Here is a 22,284-nt window from a genome sequence, read left to right as displayed (position 1 = left end):
TCCCCTGTCGCAGGCCGGTCAGGCCTTGCGCAGCCCCGACGGCCTGTGCGCGCCGACTTTGCCGCTCTCGACCCGATACTCGGGGTTATCTGAGGTCGCCGCAACCGTGTGGGACTTGATGGTCGGGGGGTGTCGTCAGCTTGCGGACGATCCGGCCGGGCGTAGTGTCCTGACTGTGGTCCCGTTCATGGGGTCGTCGTCTCCTGCCTGGCGTCGACATCAGCGAGAACGGCCCGCATCAGTTCCACGTCGACCAGGATCGGCACTTCGCAAAAGGCGATGATCCAGCGTTGAATCAGGCGTTCGGTCTCATCGTTCATTCGGCGTATCCCTCTGGAACCGGGCACGCCCTTCCGCCGGACAGAACCGGCCCGACCGGTCGGGGTTCAACTTGACCGCAGGCGGCTTTTTCGGGGCAGGGTTAATACCGGACGCCTCGCCCTTTGCCTCGCGCGCCCGTGGTCGCTATACCGCCGCCACCTCCCGAAACTTGCAGAACAGGACGAAGCCACATGGCCAAGATCAAGGTCGCCAATCCCATCGTGGACATCGACGGCGACGAAATGACCCGCATCATCTGGCAGTGGATCAAGGACAAGCTGGTCTTCCCGTTCGTTGACGTCGAACTGGACTACTACGACCTGGGCATGGAGCACCGCGACGCCACCGACGACCAGGTGACGATCGACGCCGCCCACGCCATCCAGAAGCACGGCGTCGGCGTGAAATGCGCCACCATCACCCCCGATGAGGCGCGGGTGAAGGAATTCGGCCTGAAGAAGATGTGGAAGTCGCCGAACGGCACGATCCGCAACATCCTGGGCGGCGTGGTCTTCCGCGAGCCGATCATCTGCCAGAACGTGCCCCGTCTGGTTCCGGGCTGGACCCAGCCGATCGTCGTCGGCCGTCATGCCTTCGGCGACCAGTACAAGGCCACCGACTTCCTGGTTCCCGGCCCCGGCAAGCTGATGATGACCTTCACCGGCGACGACGGAAAGGTCATCGAGCACGAGGTGTTCCAGTTCCCGTCGGCCGGCGTGGCCATGGGCATGTACAACCTCGACGACTCGATCCGCGACTTCGCCCACGCCTCGTTCAGCTACGGCCTGAACCGCAACTTCCCGGTCTATCTGTCGACCAAGAACACGATCCTCAAGGCCTATGACGGCCGCTTCAAAGACATCTTCCAGGAAGTCTTCGACGCCGAATACGCGGACAAGTTCAAGGCCGCCGGCCTGACCTACGAGCACCGCCTGATCGACGACATGGTGGCCGCGGCCATCAAGTGGTCGGGCGGATTCGTCTGGGCGTGCAAGAACTACGACGGCGACGTGCAGTCCGACGTGGTCGCGCAGGGCTTCGGCTCGCTGGGCCTGATGACCTCGGTCCTGATGACGCCGGACGGCAAGGTGATGGAGACCGAGGCCGCCCACGGCACCGTGACCCGTCACTTCCGCCAGCACCAGAAGGGTGAGGCCACCTCGACCAACTCGATCGCCTCGATCTTCGCATGGACGGCCGGCTTCAAGCACCGCGCCAAGCTGGACGACAACGCCGAGCTGCTGCAGTTCGCCGAGACGATGGAAAAGGTCGTCGTCGACACCGTCGAGGCCGGCTTCATGACCAAGGATCTGGCGCTGCTGGTCGGCGATCAGCAGGGCTGGCTGACCACCGAGGGCTTCCTCGACAAGGTCGCCGAGAATCTGAAGAAGGCATTGCCGAACGTCGGCTAACGCTTCCTCGATCACCGATCGAATCTTTCGACCCCGCCGGAGCTTCTCCGGCGGGGTTTCGTTTGAGCGGTGAGCCCCGACGTGCATTGATGGCGTTTGCGTCGGAGGAGGGGAGACCACCGGTGAAAAGGGTATTCGGCAATCTGGTGCTGGCCGCCATCGCGCTCGCGGGGATCAGCTTCTTCGCGGCTCCGGCCGTGGCCTTCTTCGGCATCCGCTCGGCGGCGCAGTCGGACGATGTCGCCGGGCTGCAGCGGTTGATGGATTTCGACGCCGTGCGCGCGTCCCTGCGACCCCAGCTGTCGGGCCGGCCCGAGGCCCTGACCCCGCCGCCCTCCTTCATGAACGACCCGATCGGCGCCTTCCGCCGCCAGTTCGAGGACGCCGCCGCGCCGCAGGGGCCGAACCCCGACGCCTATCTGACCCCCGACGCCATCGACGGCCTGACCCGGGCCGAGGGCCGATACGCCGCGGTGCGCAGCACCGCTACGTTGGAGACCGACACACAACCGCCGCCCTGGCCCAAGCCGGTCTACTGGGGGATCAACCGCGCCCGCATGGCCGTGACGGACGAGGGAGGGTCGGACACGGTCTTCACCTTCGAGCGCAAGGGCGCGTTCGAATGGAAGCTTGTCCACATCGGCCTGCCTGACGGCGCCACCCCTCAAACGCCTGCGCGTGTTGCGCCGGTCACCCCCGCTCCGGAGACGAAACGATGAAGGGCCTGATCAAAGGCGTTGTGGTCCTGGCGGTCGTCGCGTTTGTCGTCGTCTACTTCGGATCGCCGATCCTGACGGTGAACGCCCTGGTGACGGCGGCCAAGGCCGGGGACGAGGCGGCGCTGGAACGGCTGGTCGACTTTCCCGCCTTCCGCGACAGCCTGAAGGACGAACTGACCGCCAGACTGATGGCCGAGGCCGAGGCGGATCCCGATGTCCGCAACAGCGGGCTGGGCGGTCTGGGCATGATGCTGGCGCCCATGCTGGTCGGCGGCGCGGTGGACGCCCTGGTCAACGCCCCGACCATCGCGGCCATGGTCCGCACGGCCGACACGCCTGACCCGGCCGACGCCGCGACGGCCCGCACGCCCGAGCCGGAGGGCGAGGATCAGGACATCCGCCAGAGCTACGCCTATCGCGACCTGAACACCTTCGTGCTGGGCCTGACCGATCCGGATCGGCCGGACGAAAAGCTGAAGCTGCTGCTCACACGGCAGGGGCTGTTCGGCTGGAAGCTGTCAGGAATCGACTTGCCGGACGCACCCGCCGCCTAGCGCGCCTGCTGCGCCGCGATCCAGGCGTCCATGCGGCGGTCCAGCAGGTCCAGCGGGAGGGGGCCGTCGACCAGCAGGGCGTCGTGGAAGTCGCGGACGCTGAACCGTTCGCCCAGCGCCTGTTCGGCGCGGGTGCGGATGGCGCGCAGGCGGATCTCGCCGATCTTGTAGGCGAGGGCCTGGCCGGGCCAGCCGATGTAGCGCTGAAGCTCGGTCTCGATGTTGTGCGGCGACAGGGCGGAGTTGTCGGTGAAACAGGCGCGGGCCTGTTCGATGGTCCAGCCCATCCAGTGCATGCCGGTGTCGGCGACGAGGCGACAGGCGCGCCACATCTCGTAGCTGAGGCGGCCGAACCGCTCCTCGGGCGTGCGGTAGAAGCCCATCTCCTCGCCGAGGAACTCCGAATACAGGCCCCAGCCCTCGGTGAAGGCGGTGACGCCGGCGTTGCGGCGGAAGGCGGGGCCGGCGGCGGCCTCCTGTTGCAGGGCGATCTGCAGGTGATGGCCGGGGACGGCCTCATGCAGCGTCAGGGCGGGCAGTTCGTAGAGCGGTCGCTGATCGAGCTTGCCGGTGTTGACGATATAGCCGCCGGGCGTTCCCTCCTCGAGTGAGCCGCCGTTGTAGCGACCGGTCGTATAGTTGTCCTCGATGTCCAGGGGCACGGGCCGGACGTTGTAGGTCAGGCGCGGCAGGGTGCGGAACAGGGCCGGCAAGCCGCCGTCGGCCCGCTTGGCCATCTCCGAGGCCTTCTCCAGCATGTCCTCGCGCGAGGTGGCGTAGAACTGCGGATCGGTGCGCAGGTGGTTCAGGAAGCCGGCGAAGTCTCCGGTCCACCCGGAGGCGCGCATCTCGGTGTCCATGCGGGCGCGGATGCGGGCGACCTCGTCGAGGCCGATCTGGTGGATCTGGTCGGGAGTGAGGTCGGTGGTGGTGTAGCGGCGCGCCTCGAAGGCGTAGAATTCGCGACCGCCGCGGCGAGAGCCGATGCCGACCCCGGCCGGGGCGGCGGGCAGGTATTCGTTGGCGGTGAAGTCGACCCAGGCCTGACGGCGCGGGACGATCTGTTCGGCGACGATGGCGGCGGCGCGGGCGCGCAGGACCTCCTGATCGGCGGCCGGGATGGTCGCGGGGAGGGTGGCGAACGGGCGCAGCAGCGGGTCGGTCGCGGGCGTGAAGGCGGCCTCGTTGCGGAAGATGGTCAGCGCGCTTTCGACGACGGATTTCGGCTGGACGAAGCCGGTCTCGAGCCCGCGCCGGGCGTCGGCCAGGCCTTCGTCGTACCATGTGTGGAGGAGGCTCAGCCGCGCCAGCCAGGCGTCGGCGTCGGCGCGGTTGGTGATCCGGGTGCCGGCGGCGAGGAAGCCGGCGCTCTGTCCCGGCCCGCCTTCGGAGTTGAAGGCGAGGCGGCCGCCGTCGAGGCCGATGGACTCGATCGACCGGTCGACGATGTTGGCGAGGAAGTCCCGGTTCAGGGCGTCGTTGGACGACAGGGTCGAGGCGTCGATGGCGGCGAGGCGGCGCCTGAATTCGTTCAGAGGTTCGAGGCGGGCGACCTCGGCGGCGCGGGACTGGTCCGACAGTCGGGACTTGGCCGACTGGTCCCCTTCACGCGCGGCCTGGATCGGGTTGAGGCTGAGCTGCCAGGCGTCGTAGTCGGCGATGATGGAGGCGAGGGCGGGGTTTTCTGCGGTCGTCGCCGTCGCGGCAGGCGGCGTCTGGGCGTCGGCAGTCATGGCCGGACTGGACAGAAGCAGGCCCGCGACTGCGGCGACGACGAAGCGATTCATGAGCGATCCCCGAATGAGGGCGGCATGGGGACGGAAGAGGGGGGCGAGGTCAATGGGCGCCGGGCTTGACCCGGGGACGGCCGCCATCGCAACTGCGGCCACGGAGGCTTCCACCATGCGACACATCCCCCTGACCGCCCTCGGCCTGATCCTCGCCCTGGGCGCGGGCGCGGCTTCGGCCCAGGCGCGCGATCCGTCGGCGGACACGGACGCGGCCTTCGCGCCGTGGAGCGGCGACGAGACGCCCGGCTGCGCGGTTGCGGTCGAGCGGGACGGCGTCACCCTGCTGACCCGCGCCTATGGCATGGCCAATCTGGAGCATGGGGTGCGCGCCACCGACCAGACTGTCTTTGAGGCGGGGTCGGTCGCCAAGCAGTTCGTCGCGGCGGGGATCGTCATGCTGGCGCTGGACGGCCGACTGTCCCTGGACGACGACGTGCGTCGACATGTGCCGGAACTGCCCGACTACGGTACGCCCATCACTCTCAGGCAGATGCTGAACCACACCAGCGGCCTCCGGGACTGGGGGGCGATGGTCGCGATCGAGGGCTGGCCGCGCGGGCAGCGCTATATGACCAATGCGCGGGTGCTGGACGTCATTATCCGCCAGCGCGCCCTCAACAACGTGCCCGGAGCGGAGTTCATCTATTCGAACTCGAACTACAACCTTCTGACCATCGTGCTGGAGCGGGTGTCAGGGCAGAGCCTCCAGAGTTTCACCGAGGCGCGATTCTTCCAGCCTCTGGGCATGAGCCACAGCCGATGGCGCGACGATTACGCCGCCGTGGTCCCGGGGCGGGCGACCGCCTATGGCCGCGACAGGGCCGGTCGCTGGCGAGCGGACATGCCGCTGGAGGATGCGCACGGAAACGGCGGTCTGCTGACCACGGTCGGCGATCTGCTGATCTGGAACCGGGCCCTGGACGAGGGGCGGTTCGGCCCGGTCTTCATGGCCGAAATGCTGCGTCCGGGCGTGCTGAACGACGGGCGGGCCATCTCCTATGCCTCGGGTCTGTTCGTGTCGGGCGAGCCGGGGCGGCGTGAGGTCTCGCACGCAGGGGCGACGGCCGGCTACCGGGCCTGGCTCGGCTTCTATCCGGACCAGCATCTGTCCCTGGCCCTGCTGTGCAACGCCGCCGACGTGAACTCCGGGGCGCTGGCGCTGCGAACCGTCGTGGCCTTCGCGCCCGAACTGGCGCCGCCGGTCCTGCCACGCGTGGTGCTGCCGCCGACCGGGGATTTCGTGAGCGATGAGACGGGAGAGCTTCTGGCCATCGCCGCGGTCGACGGGGTGGCCCGGACTGCCGACGGGCGGCTGGTGATCGCCGGGGAGGGAGGGCGGTTCAACCTGGGCGACGACGTCCTGATCTTCGACGGGCCGGACCGGTTTGAGCGGATGGACGCCCAGGGGCGGCGCATCCGGTACCAGCGCCCGGCGGCGCCTGCCCTGGACGCCGGGATCGTCTCAAGCCTGATCGGCGACTGGCGAAGCGACGAAGCCCTGGCCACGGCGCGGATCCGGGCCGGGGATCAGGGCGGACTGACCCTTCAGTTCCCGAACGCGCGACCGCAGGCCGTGACGGCGACCCGGGGCGAGGCGCTGGCCTTCCCCCAGGGCGAGATCCTGATCGACCGTGATTCGTCCGGAGCGCCGGTCGCGCTGCGGATCACCGTCGACCGGTCGCGCGGGATCGTGTTCCGGCGGGTCGGTTAGCCGGCCAGAGCAGCGCGCACCGCAGCCAGTCCGTCCTCGGCTTTCGACCCGTCAGGCGCCCCGCCCTGGGCGAAGTCGGCCTTGCCGCCCGCGCCCTGGCCGCCCATGGCGATAACGGCGGCGCGGGCGAGGTCGGCGGCGTTGACGCGGTCGGTGACGTCAGACGTCGCGGCGACGGTGACCGCCGCCTTGCCGTCGGTGACGCCGATCAGGGCGACGACGCCGGAGCCGACCTGGGTGCGGAACTCCTCGGCCACGCCGCGCAGGCCCTTGCCATCGACGCCGTCGAGGATGCGGGCGATCAGTTTGATGCCGTTGATCTCTTCCGGCGCGGCATTGGCCGATGCGCCGCCGCCGCCCAGGGCCAACTGTTTCTTCAGGTCGGCGACCTGTTTCTCCAGCGCCTTGCGTTCGGCCGAGAGGGCCTCGACGCGGGCGGGGACGTCCAGGGGCTGGACCTTGAACGACTGGGCGAGCGTCCTTGCGACGCCGGCCTGGGCGAGGAGGTACTGGCGCGCGGCCTCGCCGGTGACGCCCTCGACGCGACGGATACCGGCGGCGATGCCGGTCTCGCCCGTGATCTTGAACAGGGCGATGTCGCCGGTGCGGGCGACGTGGGTGCCGCCGCACAGTTCGACGGAGTAGGGGCCGTTGTTGTCGCCCGTCAGGGCGCGGCCGAGGGTGACGACGCGGACCTCGTCGCCGTATTTCTCGCCGAACAGGGCGACGGCGCCGGCGTCGATGGCATCCTGGGGCGTCATCAGCTGGGTCGTGACCGGGACATTCTGGCGAATGACCGCGTTCACCTCGGTCTCGATGGCGGCCAGCTGCTCCTCGGTGACCGGGGCGTTGTGGCTGAAGTCGAACCGCATGCGTTCGGCATCGACCAGCTGACCCTTCTGGGCCACGTGCGGGCCGAGCACATTCTTCAGCGCCGCGTGCACCAGGTGGGCGGCGGAGTGGTTGGCGCGGGTGGTCAGACGCTGTTCGGCATGGGCGCGCAGCTGGGCGCGGGCGCCGATGGTGAGCGTGCCGGATTCGATCTCGATCTTGTGGGCGTAGAGGTCGCCGCCGGCGTGTTTCTGGACGTCGAGGATGACGCCGAAGCCTTGCTGCCCGGAAGCGTCGGTCCATTCGACCTCGCCGCGATCGCCGGTCTGGCCGCCGCCTTCGCCGTAGAAGGGGGTCTGGTCGAACAGCACCTCTGCGGTCTGGCCGGGCTCGAGCGCGTCGATGGATTCGCCGCCGCGCACGATGGCCAGGACCTCGCCCGAGCCTTCGATGGCGTCATAGCCGGTGAAGACGGTCGGGCCGAGGCGGTCGCGGAGCGACAGCCATTCGCCGGCCGAGGCGGTCTGGCCCGAGCCCTTCCAGTTGGCCTTGCCGCGCTCGCGCTGCTGGGCCATCGCCGCCTCGAAGGCGTCGTTGTCGACGGTCAGGCCGCGACGGCGGGCCTCGTCCTGGGTCAGGTCGAGCGGGAAGCCGTAGGTGTCATAGAGGGTGAAGGCGGTCTGGCCCGAGATGACGCCGCCGTCCGACAGGCCGCTGGTCGCTTCGTCCAGAAGGCCCATGCCGCGACCGAGGGTGGTGCGGAAGCGGATCTCCTCCTGCTTCATCGTGTCTTCGATGGAGGCCTGGGCGCGGCCGAGCTCCGGGAAGGCCTCGCCCATCTCGGAGACCAGCGTCGGAACCAGACGGTGCATCAGGGGATCGGCGGCGCCGAGCAGGTGGGCGTGACGCATGGCGCGCCGCATGATGCGACGCAGGACGTAGCCGCGACCCTCATTCGACGGGGTGACGCCGTCGGCGATCAGGAAGGACGACGAGCGGAGGTGGTCGGCGATGACTCGGTGGCTGGCGGCGCGGTCACCCTCGGCCTTCGTCGAGGTGGCGTCTTCGGAAGCGGCGATCAGGGTCTGGAACAGGTCAGTGTCGAAGACCGAGTTCTTGCCCTGAAGCACGCTGGTCATCCGCTCCAGTCCCATGCCGGTGTCGACCGAAGGCTTGGGAAGGCTGCGAACGATCTCGTCGTTCTCCTTCTCGAACTGCATGAAGACGTTGTTCCAGATCTCCACATAGCGGTCGCCGTCCTCGTCCGGCGAACCGGGAGGGCCGCCCGCGATGTGGTCGCCGTAGTCCCAGAAGATCTCGGTGCAGGGGCCGCAGGGGCCGTTGTCGCCCATGGCCCAGAAATTGTCCGAGCCGGCGATGCGGATGATCTTGTCGTCGCCGAAGCCGGTGACCTTTTTCCAGATCGCGGCGGCCTCATCGTCGTCGATATAGACGGTGACGAGCAGGCGGTTCGGGTCGAGGCCGTAGTCTTTGGTGACGAGGTTCCACGCCCGGTCGATGGCGTGTTCCTTGAAATAGTCGCCGAAGGAGAAGTTCCCCAGCATCTCGAAGAAGGTCAGATGGCGGGCGGTGTAGCCGACGTTGTCCAGATCGTTGTGTTTGCCGCCGGCGCGGACGCATTTCTGCGACGAGGTGGCGCGCGGGTAGGGCGGGGTCGCGGCGCCCGTGAAATAGTCCTTGAACGGCACCATGCCCGCGTTGACGAACATCAGCGTCGGATCGTTCTGTGGGACCAGCGGCGCGGACTGCACACGCGCGTGACCGTCGGCCGCGAAATAGTCGAGGAAGGTCGAGCGGATCTGTTTCAGGCTGGCCATGGTCGATTCAGTCGTTTGCGCGTCGGATATCGGGGAACGCGCATATAGAGACTGGCGGGGCCGTGAGCCAAGAGTTTCCGGTCAGGCGGGGGTGTCGGTCTCGTCCACGGCGTCGTCATCGTCCGACAGAAGGGCGTCGAGGGCCTCGATGATGGCGTCGATCTGTTCGGCGCTGGCGGCGACGCGCAGCACGGCGCCGTCGCTTCCGCCGATCTCCAGCAGGTAGCCGTCGTCGCCTTCGGCCAGGTTGAACTGGGCCAGGGTCGGGATGTCGTTGGCCATTGGCAGGCTCCTCGGCGGGGGCGCCGCCAGCGTCGGAAGGCTGGTGTTCTAGGGCGTCTGCATGACGCGGGGCAATGATCAGGCGGGGTGCTATGCTTGGGCATGTCCACGCTTGAAGTCTGGTTTGACGGCGACTGCCCGCTTTGCCGGCGTGAGATCGCCTTGCTTCGGCGCCTCGATCGACAAGGTGCGATCGTTTTCACCGATGTGGCGACGGGTGAAGGACACTGTCCCATCGACCGGGCCGAACTGCTCAGCCGGTTTCATGCGAGGGAGGACGGACGGCTGGTTTCCGGCGCCGAGGCCTTTGCGGCGATGTGGCGGGCGATCCCCGTGCTGGCGCCTTTCGGACGGCTGGCGAGAAACCGGAACGTGCTGGCCGCACTCGAACGGCTCTACCGGCTGTTTCTGACGGTGCGACCGGGCCTGCAGCGCGCGCTGGGTCGCCGGGGCTGAGCGCGCCGTCTGCCGGTGTGAACGACCGCCTGATCGGAAAAGAAAAGAGCCCGCCCGGACAAGCCGGGCGGGCGGCTCCTCCCGGCCCGAGCCCCGCGGGGGTCGGCGGCGGGTCGCGGAGACCGGCCGGGAGGAGTGTCTCATTGGCCCTCCCCCGACGGGGGAGGTGGCGCGTCGCTTCTTGAGCGACGTGACGGAGGGGGCCGGCCGCGGACTCGGTGTCTGGGGTTGCCCCCTCTACCGCGAAGACGCGGTCCCCCTCCCCCGATGGGGGAGGATCAGCCCTCCAGGTCCTGGCCTTCGTCCGGCTCGGGTGTGCCCAGGAGTTCGTCGGCGATCTTCGAGGTCGACTTGCGGACCTTGTCCTCGATGGCGTCGGCCATGTCGGGATTGGCCTTGAGGAAGGCTCGGACGTTCTCGCGGCCCTGACCGATGCGGGTCGAGTCATAGGAGAACCAGCTGCCCGACTTCTCGATGATCCCGGCCTTGACGCCCAGATCGATGATCTCGCCCAGCTTGGAGATGCCCTCGCCGTACATGATGTCGAAGATGACCTCGCGGAACGGCGGGGCGACCTTGTTCTTGACGACCTTCACGCGGGTCGTGTTGCCGACGACCTCGTCGCGGTCCTTGATCGCGCCGGTGCGGCGGATGTCGAGGCGAACCGAGGCATAGAACTTCAGCGCATTGCCGCCGGTCGTCGTTTCCGGCGAGCCGTACATGACGCCGATCTTGTGCCGGATCTGGTTGATGAACAGCACGATGCAGTTGGACTTGGAGATCGAGGCGGTCAGCTTGCGCAGGGCCTGCGACATCAGACGCGCCTGAAGGCCCGGGAGGCTGTCGCCCATCTCGCCCTCGATCTCGGCGCGCGGCGTCAGGGCGGCGACGGAATCGACCACCACGATGTCCACGGCGCCCGAACGCACCAGGGTGTCGACGATCTCCAGCGCCTGCTCGCCCGTGTCGGGCTGCGAGACCAGCAGGTCGTCGAGGTTGACGCCCAGCTTCTGGGCGTAGCCGGGGTCGAGCGCGTGTTCGGCGTCGACGAAGGCGGCGGTGCCGCCGGCCTTCTGGATCTCGGCTACGGTGTGCAGGGCGAGCGTCGTCTTGCCGGAGGATTCAGGGCCGAAGACCTCGATCACCCGACCGCGCGGCAGGCCGCCAATGCCCAAGGCCATGTCCAGACCCAGCGAGCCGGTGGACACCGAGGGGATCACGTCGGCGACCCCGCCCTTGCCCAGTTTCATGACCGAGCCCTTGCCGAAGGCGCGGTCAATCTGCGCGATCGCGGCTTCCAGCGCGCGCTGCTTGTCGCCGTCGTCCTTGCCCACCAATTTCAGATTCGCCTGAGCTGCCACCTTGCCACTCTCCTTTGCCATGATTCCTGTGAAACCCGGGGGAGAGGCCCGCCTTCGGTCCTGTGACCGTGACCCGCTCCCTGTGAGACCGGACAGTACACGGTTTGTTCCGGTTGCCAATATGTTCTTTTCTGGAACGACGGACGTCGTCTGCAGGCTACGTCCGTTTTTGACGCCGCCTAGTAGAGCTCAATGCAATTCAACTCGGCGTCGGCATCGAAAGTCCGAAGATGTTCAACCTGGTCCCGGAGCATCTGTTCGACCGTCTGGCTCGGCTGGTTGCCCCGCCTGATCCAGATGATTTTCGGCGGCGCTCCCAGAAGCGCGGCCAGATCGGCGAAGTCGCTGTCATGCGTCACGATCGTAAAGCCGTGCTCGCGCGCATGGTGGAAGATGAGGAGATCATCGGCCGTATCCAGACCCAGCAGCCTGACCTGGGATGAATCAGGGAAAAGATCCGCCAGTCTGTCGCAGAGCTTGAAGCTCAGGTTCTGGTCGAACAGCAGCTTCACGCCGCAGTGGCTATCCGGCGCTCACGATCCGCCGCGAACGCCAGGGCGGCGCGGATGTCCTGCTCGGTGAGTTCAGGGAAGTCGGCGATGATCTCGCCGTGCGACATGCCTGCGGCAAGCCAGCCCAGCACGTCGGAGACTGCGATCCGCATGCCGCGGATCGAGGGACGTCCTCCGCGCCGACCGGGTTCGACTGTGATGATGTCGCGGTAATCGCTCATCCGGTCAGTCTAGCACGATGGGCGAGTGGGCGCATCTGACGGCGCGAGCCTATTCTTTCAGGTGCGGGTCCAGCAGGGCGTACCAGCTGGTGCTCAACCGTTCGAACTCGGCCGGGCATTGCTCTGCCCGTTCCGGGGTCAGCCACTCGTCTTCGAGCAGGTTGGCGTATTTTTCGGTGTCGGAGCCGTAAACCAGGCAGGTCAGGGTGTAGTAGCGCTGCTGGCTCAGGCTGTGCTCGCCGGCAAATTCGCTCTCGTCGACGTCGGCGGCCTCTTCCGGGTCGGTGTAGAAGCTGAGGGCGCCGGCGATGGCGGACTGTTCGCCCTCGTCGCCGTCGATCAGCCACCATGCGGCCAGACTATCGACGGTGTCCTCCTCGCGGCCGGTGAAGGGGATCTCCAGCACGTCGACCAGGGCGTGCCCCACCTCGTGGAAGACGGTGAAGAGGAAGGAGCCGTTGACGGCGTCCTCTATCTCTTCCTCTGTCTCGTAGTAGTTGGCGAAGTTTTCGCGCTCGCCTTCAAACATCTCGATGCAGATCTGAATCTCGCGATCATCGGGGATGTAGTAGGCGTTGTTCTCGCCGCATTCGGCGAAGCGCATGCCGATGTCGACCGGCAGGCTCAGGCTCTCGTTCAGGACGTCGGCGACGTCCTCCAGCCAGCGCTCTTCCGACAGCTGTGCGGCCAGTTCGGTGTAGTCGTCGCTTTCCAGGACGGCTGGCCGGACGACGAAGTCGCCGCGATCCTGGGCAGGCCCCGCCGAGGCGGACTCAGCCGAAGCAGTGCCGTCTTCGCAGGCGGCCAGGACCAAGGATGTGAAGGCGATGAGCGTGAAGCGGCGTGCGTGCGCCGCGATCGACATGGACATGCTGTTTCCCCCTGAACGCGCCGTTCTCTAGCGCCCGCCGGGCGCTACGCCAACGTCCGCGAACAGACCGTCAGACCTCGTCAGTGCGAGGTGGGGTCGCGGACGGCGATCAGGGACTTGGTCAGACCGGCGACGACCTCATCGTGGTGGGCCGCGTCCGGATAGAGGAAGCGAAACTGGGCCTTGTCGAGCAGGCGGGCGTGCTGGACGTCGCGCATCGCCGCGCCCATGTCGGGCGCCTTCTGCGAGAAGCCGTGGCGGCGCTTGAGCAGCGACTTCGCCCGGCTCTGTTCGGAGCGCCAGTGGAAGAAGGGGGCCGAGAAGTGCGGCTCCACCGGGAACCAGAAATAGGGAGTCTGGACGTAGTAACTCGGGGCCAGGCGACGGCATTCGGCGGCGAAGGCCTCCATGCGGGTCCAGTCGCCCACGTGCTCGATCACCGAGTTGGAATGGACCAGGTCGAACGCGTGGTCGGCGTACTGCGGCAGGGCGCAGGCGTCGCCGTCGATGACGGTGAACAGGTGGGGGTCGGCGATCTCGTCTATGCCGCCCGGATTGACGAGGGTGATCCGGACTTTCGAGGCCTGCAGAAATCGGGAATCGAACAGGGTCCAGTAGTTCGCCTCGCCGCCCAGATCGATGATGTTCACCGATCCCTTCCTGGCGTGGATCCGGGTGATCAGATCGACAATCCGTTTGGCGCGGGCGCGGCGGAAGCGCGACACCAGCGAGTTGGGATCGGTGTTGTCCTGGAGGGCGTGGATCAGGTTCATGACGATCCTGATATCGCAGCCGCTTTGCGATCCGCTTAAGTGGCAGGGTTAGCGGGGTCCTAAGTGGGGCCGTCGGCGGTGGGCGGGGGGGCGGGCTCGGCGAACCGGGCGGTCAGGGACAGGCCGCAGGCGAGGATCAGGCAGGCTGCGGCCGCCGCGGCCAGCGTGCCCCTGGCGCGCGGCGCGAGGGGGGCGAGGAACAGCAGGACCAGCACGGTCATCAGGGCCAGAACGCCGGGCAGGTCCATGCCGACGCCGAGGAAGACCTGATGCGACAGGTTCAGAATCCAGGCCCCTCCGATCACGGTCGCGACAACGGCCGGGATCAGGGAGCGGGCGTTCTCCAGCCGGGCCCCGACGAGGGCGCAGGCGGCTGCGGCCGCAGTTGCCAGCAGACCCGGCCAGATCAGGATCAGGGAGGCCTCGGGCGCCGACGCCTGGGCCGCGCAGCCGAGGACGAAGATCAGGGCGATCAGGCCGAGCCAGCCGCCCCAGACGGTCTTCGGCGCGGTCTGCTGCCAGGCCGTGAGGGCGATGGCGATGCAGCCCGCGCCGACGACGATCGGATCGAAGCCGCCGAGCGCGAGGCTGGCGACCACGGCCGCGAGGATGACCCCGGCCAACAGTTTCGGGCCGAGCGCCTGACGTCCGGCGAGAAGAGCCAGGGCGACGGAAGCCATGGCGAGACCGGTCCCGGCCTCCATCCACGGCAGGCGGCGCAGGAGGGTGTAGTAGACGTCGGCGGACTCGGCGCGTGACGACACCGGTCCGGCCAGGACGCGGACTCCGCTGGCGACGACGACCCCCATGGCCAGCACCCACAGGCCCGACAGCATGCCGCGTCCGACGTCGGCGGCGGTCAGTCGGGTCGCATGGCGCGCGCCCCAGGCGGCGAAGGCGCCGAGTGCTGCGGTGAGGGCCAGCAGGGTCCAGCCGAGATCCAGCGAGTGGACGATGGTGAACAGGCCCAGATAGTCGCCGTAGACGACATTCCGGCCCGCCACCGGCAGGGCGTCGGCCCGGATCAAGGCGTCGGTCGCCTCCAGCGCCTGGGAGCCGATGTGCTGGACCGCGCCCTGGTCGAGGTTGTCGGGCGTCGCGGTCGGGGAGTGATATTGGGACGGGCGGCCGATGAAGGCGAAGTTCACTCCGCCAATGCCCCGACTCTTGGGGATGGTGAAGTCGGTGCCGTTCGGCATGTTCTCGTAGACGAAGATCGACAGGGAGCTGGACGACGCTCCGCCGTCGGCGCGGCGCGCGGCCCGGCTGAACAGGTCGATGGTCTCGGCGTTGCCGCGCCCGGTCTCGAACATGAAGGCGCGTCCGCCGCCGCCCCGGGCCTCCAGATTGACCACCGCGCCGATGCGGTCGCGCAGCGGATGTTCGGAGAAGAAGATGCGGGCGCCGTCGAGATTCAGCTCTTCAGCATCGGTGAACAGGACGACGAGCGTGCGGTCGGCCGGGCCGCGTTCCCTGATCGCGCGCACGGCCTCCAGAACGGCGGCGACGCCCGCGCCGTCGTCGGCGGCGCCGGGAGATTCCCAGGCGCTGTCGTAGTGGGCCATCATCAGGACGGCCGCGGCGGTCGGGTTCCGGCCGGGCAGGACGCCTACGATATTGACCGCCTGATTGCCCGCCGCCGCCGGATCGCCGCCCCAGCGGTCCAGCCGCTCGATGGCCTCCGGCGACAGGGCGCCGCCCTGAAGCGCGGGGTTGAGGCCCAGCGCCGTCATCCGACCGAACAGATATTGCTGAACCCGCGCATGGTCGGCCGATCCGACGGGGTGGGGACGGGCGGCGATGGCGCGCACGTCGGTCATGGCGCGGACGGCGGAGAAATCGATAGCGGGGGTTTCGGTTCCGCGAGGCGCGGGGACCTGAAGGGCCAGGACGCCGATCAGAAGCGCAACCGCCAGCGATCCGAGAAACAGAGCCCAACGCATCGTGAATCCCCCTCGGACGTTTCGCCGACCATAGGGGGGCAAGCGGGGCCGTGTCGACCGGGATCAGGCCGCCCGGCTGAGGGCGGAGGGCGCCTTGACGAACAGGCCCTTGCGGCCCGTCACGGGGCGGAAGGCGACAGTGTCGCCCTCGATCCGTTCGTCGGAGCCCAGGATCAGGACGCCGTCGTCGACCAGCCTGCGTTCCAGACCGTCAACGACCTGTCCGCGTTTGGCCGGATCCATCTCCGACAGGACGTTGCGGCACAGGATGACGTCGAACCGGGCGGCGTCGGCGGGGGCGTCGAGCAGGTTGTGGCGGGCGAAGCGGACCGCGTCCTTCAGGGCCGGCTTTGCCACCCAGGCGTCGTCCGCCGGGTCGAACCAGTTGAGCATGGTCTGGGCCGCGAGGCCGCGCTGGATCTCAAAGGCGGTGTAGGAGCCCGAGCGTCCGCGCTCGACGGCGCGCTGGGACAGGTCGGTGGCGACGATCTCGACATTGGCTCCCGTGTCGAGCGCGGCCATGGCCAGGGAGTAGGGCTCCTGTCCGTGAGAGCATCCGGCTGACCAGACCCGGACCAGACCCTCGGGCCGGGCGCTGCCGATGGCAGGCAGGAGTTCGCGAGCGAAGGTGTCGAACACGGTGCGGTCGCGGCGGAACCAGGTCTCCGGGTTCAGCAGGGCCTCGATGACCGCCCAGCCCAGGCTGGCCACAGGCCTGGCCCAGAGGCTGGCCAGCATGTCGTCGACGCTGTCGAAGCCTTCGCGGCGAGCGACGGGCGCCAGCCGGTGCTCGGCCAGATGGATGCGATCGCGTCCGAGCCTGAAGCCGGCGCGCGAGACCATCAGGGCCTGCAGACGGTCGAAGTCGTCCTGGATCATGTGACAGCTACGGCGCGGGTCATGACTGGTTTCAGACCGCTCCGACTTCAGAGAATTTGGAGTGCAGGATTTCCGAGTCGAACGGCTTCATGACGTAGTCGTCGGCGCCCGCGGACAGGGCCTCGGCGATCCGGTCAGGCGCCGTCTCGATGGTGCAGAACAGGACCTTGGGCTTGTCGCCGCCGGGAGTGGTGCGCAGGCGGCGCAGGAAGGTCAGACCGTCCATGACGGGCATGTTCCAGTCCAGCAGGACGACGTCCGGCATCATGCCTGCGCAGTAGGACAGGGCCTCGACACCGTCCGCCGCCTCGTCGACCTCGAACCCGAGACCTTCCACGATGCGGCGCGCGACCTTCCGGATAATCCGGCTGTCGTCGACGATCAGGCAGGTGCGGATGTCCAACGCGGTAGTCTCCCAGCGGCTCGAATCAGGCCCCGCTTCAACCGCCAATATCGCTTCCGGGCGGTTAACGAGGCGTTGGGATTCGGGATTAAGACGGCATCCGCGCCGTCATCGACACGCGGCCTTCCACAGCTTCGACCGTGAGCGTGCCGCCTGCCTGATCTGCCGTCAGCCATAGCCAGTAGGGCTGGATCCACTGACCCGCGAGGCCTTCGGTCAGGCGCTGGCCGGCCAGACCCGTCGCCGCCTCGGCCTTCAGCCGGGCCCGCGCGCCTTCGGCGACGCCCTCGATCACCAGTTGCGCGCCCTCGCGGCGCACGGCGACCGTGGCCGCGCCGCCCATCGGCAGGGCGCCGATGGTCAAATAGGCCAGGTTGACCAGGGCGCGGGCCTGGGGCTTGCCGAAGTCGCCCTCGCCGAGTTTCCAGGCCAAGGTCGCCCGACCGCCCGAGACGACGTTGTCGACCAGGGCGGTCAGTTCAGCGCCGGTGAACCGTTCGGCGGTCGTGGCGGCCCCGAAGGCGACGCGGCAGAACTGGACCAGGGCGACCATCTTCTTCGCGCTGTCGGCGATCAGGCCCATGGCGTCGTCGCGCATGTCCTGGGCCGTCGGATCGTTCAGCAGGTCCAGACCCGACATGATCGCGCCCGAGGGCGAGATGAAGTCGTGGCAGAGCTTGGCGGCGATCAGGCTGGCGAGTTCCTGGCCGTCGACGGGCAGTTCGGCCAATTGCGAACCAGACTGGGCGGTGAAGGCGGCGTCGGTCATGCGGGGGACTGGCTCGTCGAGGGCTACGGGTTTGACCGGCACGCTGGCGTGATTTGCCGGTTCGCGAAACCGCTCGCGATGGTCTATCCCCCGGCGAATGAGCAGCAGACTATCTTCCGACCTCGCCTCCGGCGCCCTGCACGACCACCTCGCCGAGATCGCGGAGGAAGCGGCCGCCGTCATCCTGCCGTTCTGGCGGGCGGGCGGAGAGGTGTTCTCCAAGGCCGACGACAGCCCGGTCACGCTGGCGGATCAGAAGGCCGAGGCCCTGATTCTGTCGCGACTGTCGGCCCTCTATCCCGAGGTGCAGGCGGTGGCCGAGGAACAGTCAGAGGCCGACGGCAAACCCGAGAGCGCGGACGAGCGGTTCTGGCTGATCGACCCGCTGGACGGGACCAAGGGGTTCGTCCAAGGCAAGGAGAGCTTCACCGTCAACATCGCCCTGATCGAAGGAAATCGCCCGACCGTCGGCGTGGTCTCGGCGCCGGCGACGTCCCTGACCTGGCGCACGGCGCCGGGCGGCGGAGCCCAGATGCGCCGCTACGGAGACGTCTGGCGGGCGATCAAGGTGCGCAACCGGCCGGACGAGGGGTTCGCCCTGTTGAGTCACAGCGTCACAGACGAAGAGGCCGCGCGCCTCGCCGCCCGCCACGGCTGCACCCAATGGCAAGGGACGGACTCGTCGCTGAAGTTCTGTCTGATCGCCGAGGGGCGGTTCGACGCCTATCCTCGCACCGGTCCGACGATGGAGTGGGACACTGCGGCGGGGCAGGCCGTGCTGGAGGCCGCCGGGGGGCGGGTGCTGGGACCGGACGGCCAGCCGTTGACCTACGCCAAGCCGGGTTTCCTGAACGGGCCGTTCGTGGCGATGGGCGGGTAGCCGACCCAGCGCCTGTCCGAGGGATGGCTGTCGGTAGTGGAAGACGGCGCCGGGATCGGGCAAGAGTCCAGGCTTCACCATTCAACGGCATCCCCTCGCGTCGGAAACATGAGCCCTATCCCGATCTACGCACGACCCGGCTTCGCCGCCGCCATGCGGAATTCCACCACAGGCCCGCTGGCCCTGCTCGACGACGACCCCAGCTTCTATCGCTGCATCGGGGACATCCCGACCTATGCGCTGGGCGTGCTGGCGCTGCATCTGCATTCGCTCGACCGGCTGTACCATCGGGGTCTGCATGAGGTTGCGAAGGACCTGTTCAGCGCCGGGCGGGCGACGGCCATTCTGAAACGGATGCAGTCGGCGGGTCTGATCGTGCCTCAGGACGCGTTCCAGCGCGGTCGGCAGCGCCGCTTTGCGCCCGCGCCCGCCATGCTTCGGGCTTTCCGCACCTGTTATCTGATCGAGCTGAAGAGCCTGGCCCTGATCGTTCCGGGCGTCGGTGCGCTGGTCGAGACCTATGACGATCCGAAGGTCTTCGACGGGATCATCGCCTTCCTGGCCACGCGCCATCTGGCGGCGCCGGCCCTGGATCAGGAGCTGATCGAACCGCTGGGCGGGGTCGGACGGCGGTCGATGGGACTGATGGTCGCCTATTCGCTGGCCGAGGCGGCGTTCGAGGCCGGCTACCCGCGCGCGGAGGGTGTGATTGACCTCAACCTCAGCCGACTGGCGAAGCGACTGGGTGTTTCCAGAACGCACGGTCGCCGGGTTCTGAAGCAGTTGGAGGAGGCCGGGCTCATTTCGGCTGGCGAAACGCCCGAGACGCTGAGGCTGACACCGGGCTTCGCGGATGCTTACGAACTCTACTTTTTCGGCATGTTCAGCATTCTGCTGGCGGCCGTCGGCTCTGACGATACCTGACGGGGCTGAAAAGCCCCGTGTTTCCAATGCGAGCTCGCCGAGCGTACCAAAATTGTTCAGTGGACAGCGTTCGCTGAATGGTCAACCTTAACCAATCCACTCAACAGGGGGACTTCTGAAATGAAACTGCTTCTCGCAACCACGGCCATGGGCCTTCTGATGGCCGCAGGGGCCGTGGCGCCCGCCAGCGCCGAAGCCGACATGGCTCCGGCCGAAGCGCCGGTCTGGATGGCTTCGGTCACCTCGCTCGCCGACGACGGCGGCCTCTCGCTCGTCCAGGACGATGAGGACGACTGCGAAGACGAAGACGAAGACGAAGACGAAGACGAGGACGAAGACGAAGACGAAGACGAGGACGAGGACGAGGACGAGGACGAGGACGAAGACGAAGACGAAGACTGTGACGCCGATGAGGACGATCTGGCCTAACGACCAGTCAGTCGGTTGACGCGGGGGCGGCGGTCCGGGGGGATCGCCGCCCCTTTGTCGTTCAGTTGGCTTGCGACATCAGCGCTCAGATCGGGCCTTTCTGAGCAGTCATCAGTTCCAGACGCTTCAGCGCCAGCAGGACACGATTGGCCTGCATGGCCGGCCACAGGGCCAACTTCAGCATCAGGGACATGATCAGCAAGACTGCTGCGGGCAGGCCCCAGTGTACGGCCGAGAGCGCGTCGTCCGCCTGGAAGAACCGCCAGCCCGTCAGGAGCCCGGCGACGAACATCACCGCCTGGGCGGCCAGAAGCACCACGCTGACCCAGCCGGATCGTCCCGCGAACAGGGACAGGACCTGATTCACATGGCCGGGATCGTCGCCGATCCGCCGTAGCAGGTCGCGCTCTTCGAGCGTGATGGCGTGATCGAGAAGGTCGTCAGTGCGGGTCATTGTAGTCTCCTTCCAGCACGGCGCGCAGGGCGCGACGGGCATGCATGAGGCGGGTTTTGATCGTTCCCGCGGGAACATCGAGGGCTACGGCGATCTCGGCGACGCCGAGGTCCTCGAAATGGAACAGGGCGACCGCGGCGCGTTGGGCCGGCGGCAGCGCGGTTATGGCGGCGTGCAAACGGCGGGCGTCGTCGCGGGCCGCGAGATCCGGGGTCTCGTGCAGGGCGGGCGGCTCGGCGGCGGCCGCGCGCGAAATCTCGCGGCGTTGTCGGCTGGAAGCGATGTCCCTGGCGCAGCGCCGCGAGACGATCCTGTAGGCCCACGCCGGGAAGGCCCGCTCGTCCTGAAGGCCGGTCAGCCCGCGTGTGATCTCCAGCCACCCCGCCTGAACGCAGTCGCGGGCTGCTTCGCCGTCTCCCAGGAGGCGCCAGGCATGGGCGACCAGTCGCGGTTGCCAGCGCTGGACCAGATCGGAAAAGGCGCGCCGATCCCCGCCCTGGGCCGCCACGACGAGATACTCGTCCAGCAGCCGCCGGGTGGTTGTCGTCAGCCCTGTGTTCGATCTCGTCATCGGCACATAGGTGACGCTTGCGAAGAGAACGGTTCAATCCGGATGGATGAAATCGTTCGAACCCAAGGTTTCAGGCTCGGACGGGCAGGCCCATCATCAGCCCCCTGGCGCGGTCGGCGATGACCGGAACGCCGTGGTCGCGGGCGGCCTCGGCGGCTTCGGCGAGGACGAAGGCGGCCTGATCCGGGTCGGAACCCATCAACTCGCTGCGGGCGATCATCAGACGGGCCATGGCGATCTGGTCGACGGCCCAGTCGACGGCTGTGGGAACGACCGTGCGGTCGGCGAGGCGACGGCGGACGCGGGTCTCGATCTTCGTCAGTTCGGTCAGGTCGCCGGCGGCGGCCGCCGCATCGACTTCGCGCGCGACCATCAGGTCCAGCGCCAGGGCGCCGAGGATCGTGCCCTGGCCGGTCGTCAGGGCGACGGATTGGCGGACCGGCTCGATGGGAGCGTTCGGATCGATGGAGCGGGCGATCTGGATGGCGACCCAGTCGAGCGGGCTGTGATCGACGAAGAACTGGTCGGCGGCGGCGTCGAACATCTCGTGGCCCGTCTTCATCGCCGCGTCGTCATTGGCCATGGCGGCGAGGGCCGAGAGCCCGGCGGCGCAGAGGGCGAGAGCGCGGGCGCGGGTCAGGGGGCGGGTGTCCGGCGATGAGGCTTCGACGAGGGCAGTCAGGTCGCGGCCGGCCTGATCCAGCAGACGGGCGTCTCGCTGGATGATGCCGCCTTCGAGCGCCAGGGCGGCGGCGTCGAGCCGCAGGTCGTCGGCCTCGAGCGGATTGTGTCGGGTCAGAGCGTGCAGGGCCGCGTCCATCAGGGCTGCGGCGTCCTGACGGTCGTTGGTCTTTTCGCTCAGCCGGGCCTGACGGGCGCGGATGCGGGCATGGACGCCGGCGATGGAAGCGAGGGTCGGCAGGCGTTTCGAGGTCGCGTCGCGCGCCATCTCCATCGCCTGGACCACGGTGTCGCGGTCACCGAACAGGTCGAATTTCGTGATCAGGGCCTGGGCGCCGGCCAGGAGGGCGCGGGCGCGTTCGTCCTCAGTGCGCGCGGCCTTCAGGGCGTCTTGGGCGGTGGAGAGGGCGCGAGCAATGCTGTCGGGGGCGCCGCTGCGGCGGGCATGCTCGCGCCACAGGATCGAGGCGCGATGCCAGGTCTGGGACGGACGCGTGCAGGAAATGCGGCCGCCGTCGGTGGTCAGGGACTTCGCCTCGCGCGCCAGCAGATTGACGCCGATCAGCTCCAGCCAGCCGAGGTCGTCGCTTTCGCGCGCCTGCACGAAGAGCCGTCTCAGATCCTTGCCGAACTCGAACATGGCCACGTCGTCACTCTCCGCGCGTCCCGGATCGGGACCGTCTCAGGCGTTCGCTTCCT

At 68.1% G+C, this 22,284-nt stretch carries 24 protein-coding genes; 8 read left to right on the top strand and 16 right to left on the bottom strand.

Annotated features, from left to right (window positions below; all coding sequences use genetic code 11):
* Nucleotides 1-185 precede the first annotated feature (185 nt).
* Entirely contained in the window at nt 186-320 is a 135-nt protein-coding gene (locus ACW17Y_RS12705) for a hypothetical protein (RefSeq protein WP_492036054.1), read from the bottom strand.
* 192 nt (nt 321-512) lie between these two features.
* Between ACW17Y_RS12705 and ACW17Y_RS12700 the strand changes: the two genes are divergently transcribed.
* The 3 genes from ACW17Y_RS12700 to ACW17Y_RS12690 all read left to right on the top strand — a co-directional run bounded on the left by ACW17Y_RS12700 (nt 513) and on the right by ACW17Y_RS12690 (nt 3,006).
* Nucleotides 513-1,733 (top strand): NADP-dependent isocitrate dehydrogenase, encoded by a 1,221-nt coding sequence (locus tag ACW17Y_RS12700; protein WP_492036053.1) that lies wholly within the window; start codon nt 513-515, stop codon nt 1,731-1,733.
* 122 nt (nt 1,734-1,855) lie between these two features.
* Nucleotides 1,856-2,452, top strand: coding sequence for a DUF2939 domain-containing protein (locus ACW17Y_RS12695; RefSeq protein ID WP_492036052.1), 597 nt, complete (start codon nt 1,856-1,858; stop codon nt 2,450-2,452).
* Nucleotides 2,449-3,006, top strand: a complete 558-nt coding sequence (locus tag ACW17Y_RS12690) for a DUF2939 domain-containing protein (RefSeq protein WP_492036051.1) — start codon at nt 2,449-2,451, stop codon at nt 3,004-3,006. The genes ACW17Y_RS12695 and ACW17Y_RS12690 overlap by 4 nt, the downstream gene beginning before the upstream one ends.
* Here the strand turns inward: ACW17Y_RS12690 and ACW17Y_RS12685 are convergent.
* Entirely contained in the window at nt 3,003-4,793 is a 1,791-nt protein-coding gene (locus ACW17Y_RS12685; RefSeq protein ID WP_492036050.1) for a DUF885 domain-containing protein, read from the bottom strand. The two genes, ACW17Y_RS12690 and ACW17Y_RS12685, sit on opposite strands and share 4 nt — an antisense overlap.
* 115 nt (nt 4,794-4,908) lie before the next feature.
* Here ACW17Y_RS12685 and ACW17Y_RS12680 point away from each other — a divergent pair, with 115 nt between their 5' ends.
* On the top strand, nt 4,909-6,507 hold the full coding sequence (locus ACW17Y_RS12680; protein ID WP_492036049.1) for a serine hydrolase domain-containing protein: 1,599 nt from the start codon (nt 4,909-4,911) through the stop codon (nt 6,505-6,507).
* Here the strand turns inward: ACW17Y_RS12680 and alaS are convergent.
* Both alaS and ACW17Y_RS12670 read right to left on the bottom strand, forming a co-directional pair.
* Nucleotides 6,504-9,176 (bottom strand): alanine--tRNA ligase, encoded by a 2,673-nt coding sequence (alaS, locus tag ACW17Y_RS12675; protein WP_492036048.1) that lies wholly within the window; start codon nt 9,174-9,176, stop codon nt 6,504-6,506. The two genes, ACW17Y_RS12680 and alaS, sit on opposite strands and share 4 nt — an antisense overlap.
* 81 nt (nt 9,177-9,257) lie before the next feature.
* Complete coding sequence (locus tag ACW17Y_RS12670; RefSeq protein WP_492036047.1) at nt 9,258-9,458, bottom strand: hypothetical protein; 201 nt, start codon at nt 9,456-9,458, stop codon at nt 9,258-9,260.
* Nucleotides 9,459-9,560: 102 nt separating this feature from the next.
* Between ACW17Y_RS12670 and ACW17Y_RS12665 the strand changes: the two genes are divergently transcribed.
* On the top strand, nt 9,561-9,914 hold the full coding sequence (locus ACW17Y_RS12665; protein WP_492036046.1) for a thiol-disulfide oxidoreductase DCC family protein: 354 nt from the start codon (nt 9,561-9,563) through the stop codon (nt 9,912-9,914).
* A gap of 278 nt (nt 9,915-10,192) precedes the next feature.
* Here the strand turns inward: ACW17Y_RS12665 and recA are convergent, their stop codons facing one another.
* From recA to chpT, 9 genes are all read right to left on the bottom strand, one after another.
* Entirely contained in the window at nt 10,193-11,275 is a 1,083-nt protein-coding gene (recA, locus tag ACW17Y_RS12660) for a recombinase RecA (protein WP_309627747.1), read from the bottom strand.
* A 179-nt stretch (nt 11,276-11,454) separates the two neighbouring features.
* Nucleotides 11,455-11,787, bottom strand: a complete 333-nt coding sequence (locus ACW17Y_RS12655; RefSeq protein WP_492036045.1) for a DUF5615 family PIN-like protein — start codon at nt 11,785-11,787, stop codon at nt 11,455-11,457.
* Nucleotides 11,784-12,008: a DUF433 domain-containing protein gene (locus tag ACW17Y_RS12650; RefSeq protein ID WP_492036044.1), complete on the bottom strand. Its 225-nt coding sequence runs from the start codon at nt 12,006-12,008 to the stop codon at nt 11,784-11,786. The genes ACW17Y_RS12655 and ACW17Y_RS12650 overlap by 4 nt, the downstream gene beginning before the upstream one ends.
* Before the next feature lie 49 nt (nt 12,009-12,057).
* On the bottom strand, nt 12,058-12,879 hold the full coding sequence (locus ACW17Y_RS12645; RefSeq protein WP_492036043.1) for a DUF4344 domain-containing metallopeptidase: 822 nt from the start codon (nt 12,877-12,879) through the stop codon (nt 12,058-12,060).
* 80 nt (nt 12,880-12,959) lie between these two features.
* A complete protein-coding gene (locus tag ACW17Y_RS12640) occupies nt 12,960-13,652 on the bottom strand; it encodes a class I SAM-dependent methyltransferase (RefSeq protein WP_492036042.1) in 693 nt (230 codons plus the stop codon).
* A 59-nt stretch (nt 13,653-13,711) separates the two neighbouring features.
* On the bottom strand, nt 13,712-15,595 hold the full coding sequence (locus tag ACW17Y_RS12635) for a M20/M25/M40 family metallo-hydrolase (protein ID WP_492036041.1): 1,884 nt from the start codon (nt 15,593-15,595) through the stop codon (nt 13,712-13,714).
* Between the two features lie 63 nt (nt 15,596-15,658).
* The gene (locus ACW17Y_RS12630; RefSeq protein ID WP_492036040.1) at nt 15,659-16,474 is read right to left on the bottom strand and encodes a CheR family methyltransferase; all 816 of its coding nucleotides are present in this window, start codon (nt 16,472-16,474) and stop codon (nt 15,659-15,661) included.
* Nucleotides 16,475-16,505: 31 nt separating this feature from the next.
* Nucleotides 16,506-16,871: a response regulator gene (locus tag ACW17Y_RS12625; RefSeq protein ID WP_492038300.1), complete on the bottom strand. Its 366-nt coding sequence runs from the start codon at nt 16,869-16,871 to the stop codon at nt 16,506-16,508.
* Nucleotides 16,872-16,965: 94 nt separating this feature from the next.
* A complete protein-coding gene (gene chpT / locus ACW17Y_RS12620) occupies nt 16,966-17,646 on the bottom strand; it encodes a histidine phosphotransferase ChpT (RefSeq protein ID WP_492036039.1) in 681 nt (226 codons plus the stop codon).
* A gap of 97 nt (nt 17,647-17,743) precedes the next feature.
* Here chpT and cysQ point away from each other — a divergent pair, with 97 nt between their 5' ends.
* The 3 genes from cysQ (at nt 17,744) to ACW17Y_RS12605 (ending at nt 19,879) form a co-directional block, all read left to right on the top strand.
* Nucleotides 17,744-18,526 (top strand): 3'(2'),5'-bisphosphate nucleotidase CysQ, encoded by a 783-nt coding sequence (gene cysQ / locus ACW17Y_RS12615; protein ID WP_492036038.1) that lies wholly within the window; start codon nt 17,744-17,746, stop codon nt 18,524-18,526.
* Nucleotides 18,527-18,634: 108 nt separating this feature from the next.
* The gene (locus tag ACW17Y_RS12610) at nt 18,635-19,450 is read left to right on the top strand and encodes a helix-turn-helix domain-containing protein (RefSeq protein WP_492036037.1); all 816 of its coding nucleotides are present in this window, start codon (nt 18,635-18,637) and stop codon (nt 19,448-19,450) included.
* A gap of 120 nt (nt 19,451-19,570) precedes the next feature.
* Entirely contained in the window at nt 19,571-19,879 is a 309-nt protein-coding gene (locus tag ACW17Y_RS12605; RefSeq protein ID WP_492036036.1) for a hypothetical protein, read from the top strand.
* Between the two features lie 85 nt (nt 19,880-19,964).
* Here ACW17Y_RS12605 and ACW17Y_RS12600 read toward each other — a convergent pair whose 3' ends face one another.
* The 3 genes from ACW17Y_RS12600 to ACW17Y_RS12590 form a co-directional block, all read right to left on the bottom strand.
* Nucleotides 19,965-20,333, bottom strand: coding sequence for a DUF6768 family protein (locus ACW17Y_RS12600; protein ID WP_492036035.1), 369 nt, complete (start codon nt 20,331-20,333; stop codon nt 19,965-19,967).
* A complete protein-coding gene (locus ACW17Y_RS12595) occupies nt 20,320-20,904 on the bottom strand; it encodes an RNA polymerase sigma factor (RefSeq protein WP_492036034.1) in 585 nt (194 codons plus the stop codon). Before ACW17Y_RS12595 ends, ACW17Y_RS12600 begins: the two co-directional genes overlap by 14 nt.
* Before the next feature lie 70 nt (nt 20,905-20,974).
* Nucleotides 20,975-22,225, bottom strand: a complete 1,251-nt coding sequence (locus ACW17Y_RS12590) for a hypothetical protein (protein WP_492038299.1) — start codon at nt 22,223-22,225, stop codon at nt 20,975-20,977.
* Between the last annotated feature and the right edge of the window lie 59 nt (nt 22,226-22,284).

This window comes from Brevundimonas sp. AVps7 (genome assembly GCF_058681545.1).
The sequence above is the reverse complement of the archived record's forward strand: the minus strand, read 5'-3'. Positions and strand labels throughout refer to the sequence as shown.

Excerpts from the sequence above, each read along its gene's own strand:
- ACW17Y_RS12705 (WP_492036054.1), bottom strand. The coding sequence starts at position 320 with ATGAACGATGAGACCGAACGCCTGATTCAACGCTGGATCATCGCCTTT.
- ACW17Y_RS12700 (WP_492036053.1), top strand. The coding sequence starts at position 513 with ATGGCCAAGATCAAGGTCGCCAATCCCATCGTGGACATCGACGGCGAC.
- ACW17Y_RS12690 (WP_492036051.1), top strand. The coding sequence starts at position 2,449 with ATGAAGGGCCTGATCAAAGGCGTTGTGGTCCTGGCGGTCGTCGCGTTT.
- ACW17Y_RS12685 (WP_492036050.1), bottom strand. The coding sequence starts at position 4,793 with ATGAATCGCTTCGTCGTCGCCGCAGTCGCGGGCCTGCTTCTGTCCAGT.
- ACW17Y_RS12680 (WP_492036049.1), top strand. The coding sequence starts at position 4,909 with ATGCGACACATCCCCCTGACCGCCCTCGGCCTGATCCTCGCCCTGGGC.
- alaS (WP_492036048.1), bottom strand. The coding sequence starts at position 9,176 with ATGGCCAGCCTGAAACAGATCCGCTCGACCTTCCTCGACTATTTCGCG.
- ACW17Y_RS12670 (WP_492036047.1), bottom strand. The coding sequence starts at position 9,458 with ATGGCCAACGACATCCCGACCCTGGCCCAGTTCAACCTGGCCGAAGGC.
- ACW17Y_RS12665 (WP_492036046.1), top strand. The coding sequence starts at position 9,561 with ATGTCCACGCTTGAAGTCTGGTTTGACGGCGACTGCCCGCTTTGCCGG.
- ACW17Y_RS12650 (WP_492036044.1), bottom strand. The coding sequence starts at position 12,008 with ATGAGCGATTACCGCGACATCATCACAGTCGAACCCGGTCGGCGCGGA.
- ACW17Y_RS12645 (WP_492036043.1), bottom strand. The coding sequence starts at position 12,879 with ATGTCCATGTCGATCGCGGCGCACGCACGCCGCTTCACGCTCATCGCC.
- ACW17Y_RS12640 (WP_492036042.1), bottom strand. The coding sequence starts at position 13,652 with ATGAACCTGATCCACGCCCTCCAGGACAACACCGATCCCAACTCGCTG.
- ACW17Y_RS12635 (WP_492036041.1), bottom strand. The coding sequence starts at position 15,595 with ATGCGTTGGGCTCTGTTTCTCGGATCGCTGGCGGTTGCGCTTCTGATC.
- ACW17Y_RS12630 (WP_492036040.1), bottom strand. The coding sequence starts at position 16,474 with ATGATCCAGGACGACTTCGACCGTCTGCAGGCCCTGATGGTCTCGCGC.
- chpT (WP_492036039.1), bottom strand. The coding sequence starts at position 17,646 with ATGACCGACGCCGCCTTCACCGCCCAGTCTGGTTCGCAATTGGCCGAA.
- cysQ (WP_492036038.1), top strand. The coding sequence starts at position 17,744 with ATGAGCAGCAGACTATCTTCCGACCTCGCCTCCGGCGCCCTGCACGAC.
- ACW17Y_RS12610 (WP_492036037.1), top strand. The coding sequence starts at position 18,635 with ATGAGCCCTATCCCGATCTACGCACGACCCGGCTTCGCCGCCGCCATG.
- ACW17Y_RS12605 (WP_492036036.1), top strand. The coding sequence starts at position 19,571 with ATGAAACTGCTTCTCGCAACCACGGCCATGGGCCTTCTGATGGCCGCA.
- ACW17Y_RS12600 (WP_492036035.1), bottom strand. The coding sequence starts at position 20,333 with ATGACCCGCACTGACGACCTTCTCGATCACGCCATCACGCTCGAAGAG.
- ACW17Y_RS12595 (WP_492036034.1), bottom strand. The coding sequence starts at position 20,904 with ATGACGAGATCGAACACAGGGCTGACGACAACCACCCGGCGGCTGCTG.
- ACW17Y_RS12590 (WP_492038299.1), bottom strand. The coding sequence starts at position 22,225 with ATGTTCGAGTTCGGCAAGGATCTGAGACGGCTCTTCGTGCAGGCGCGC.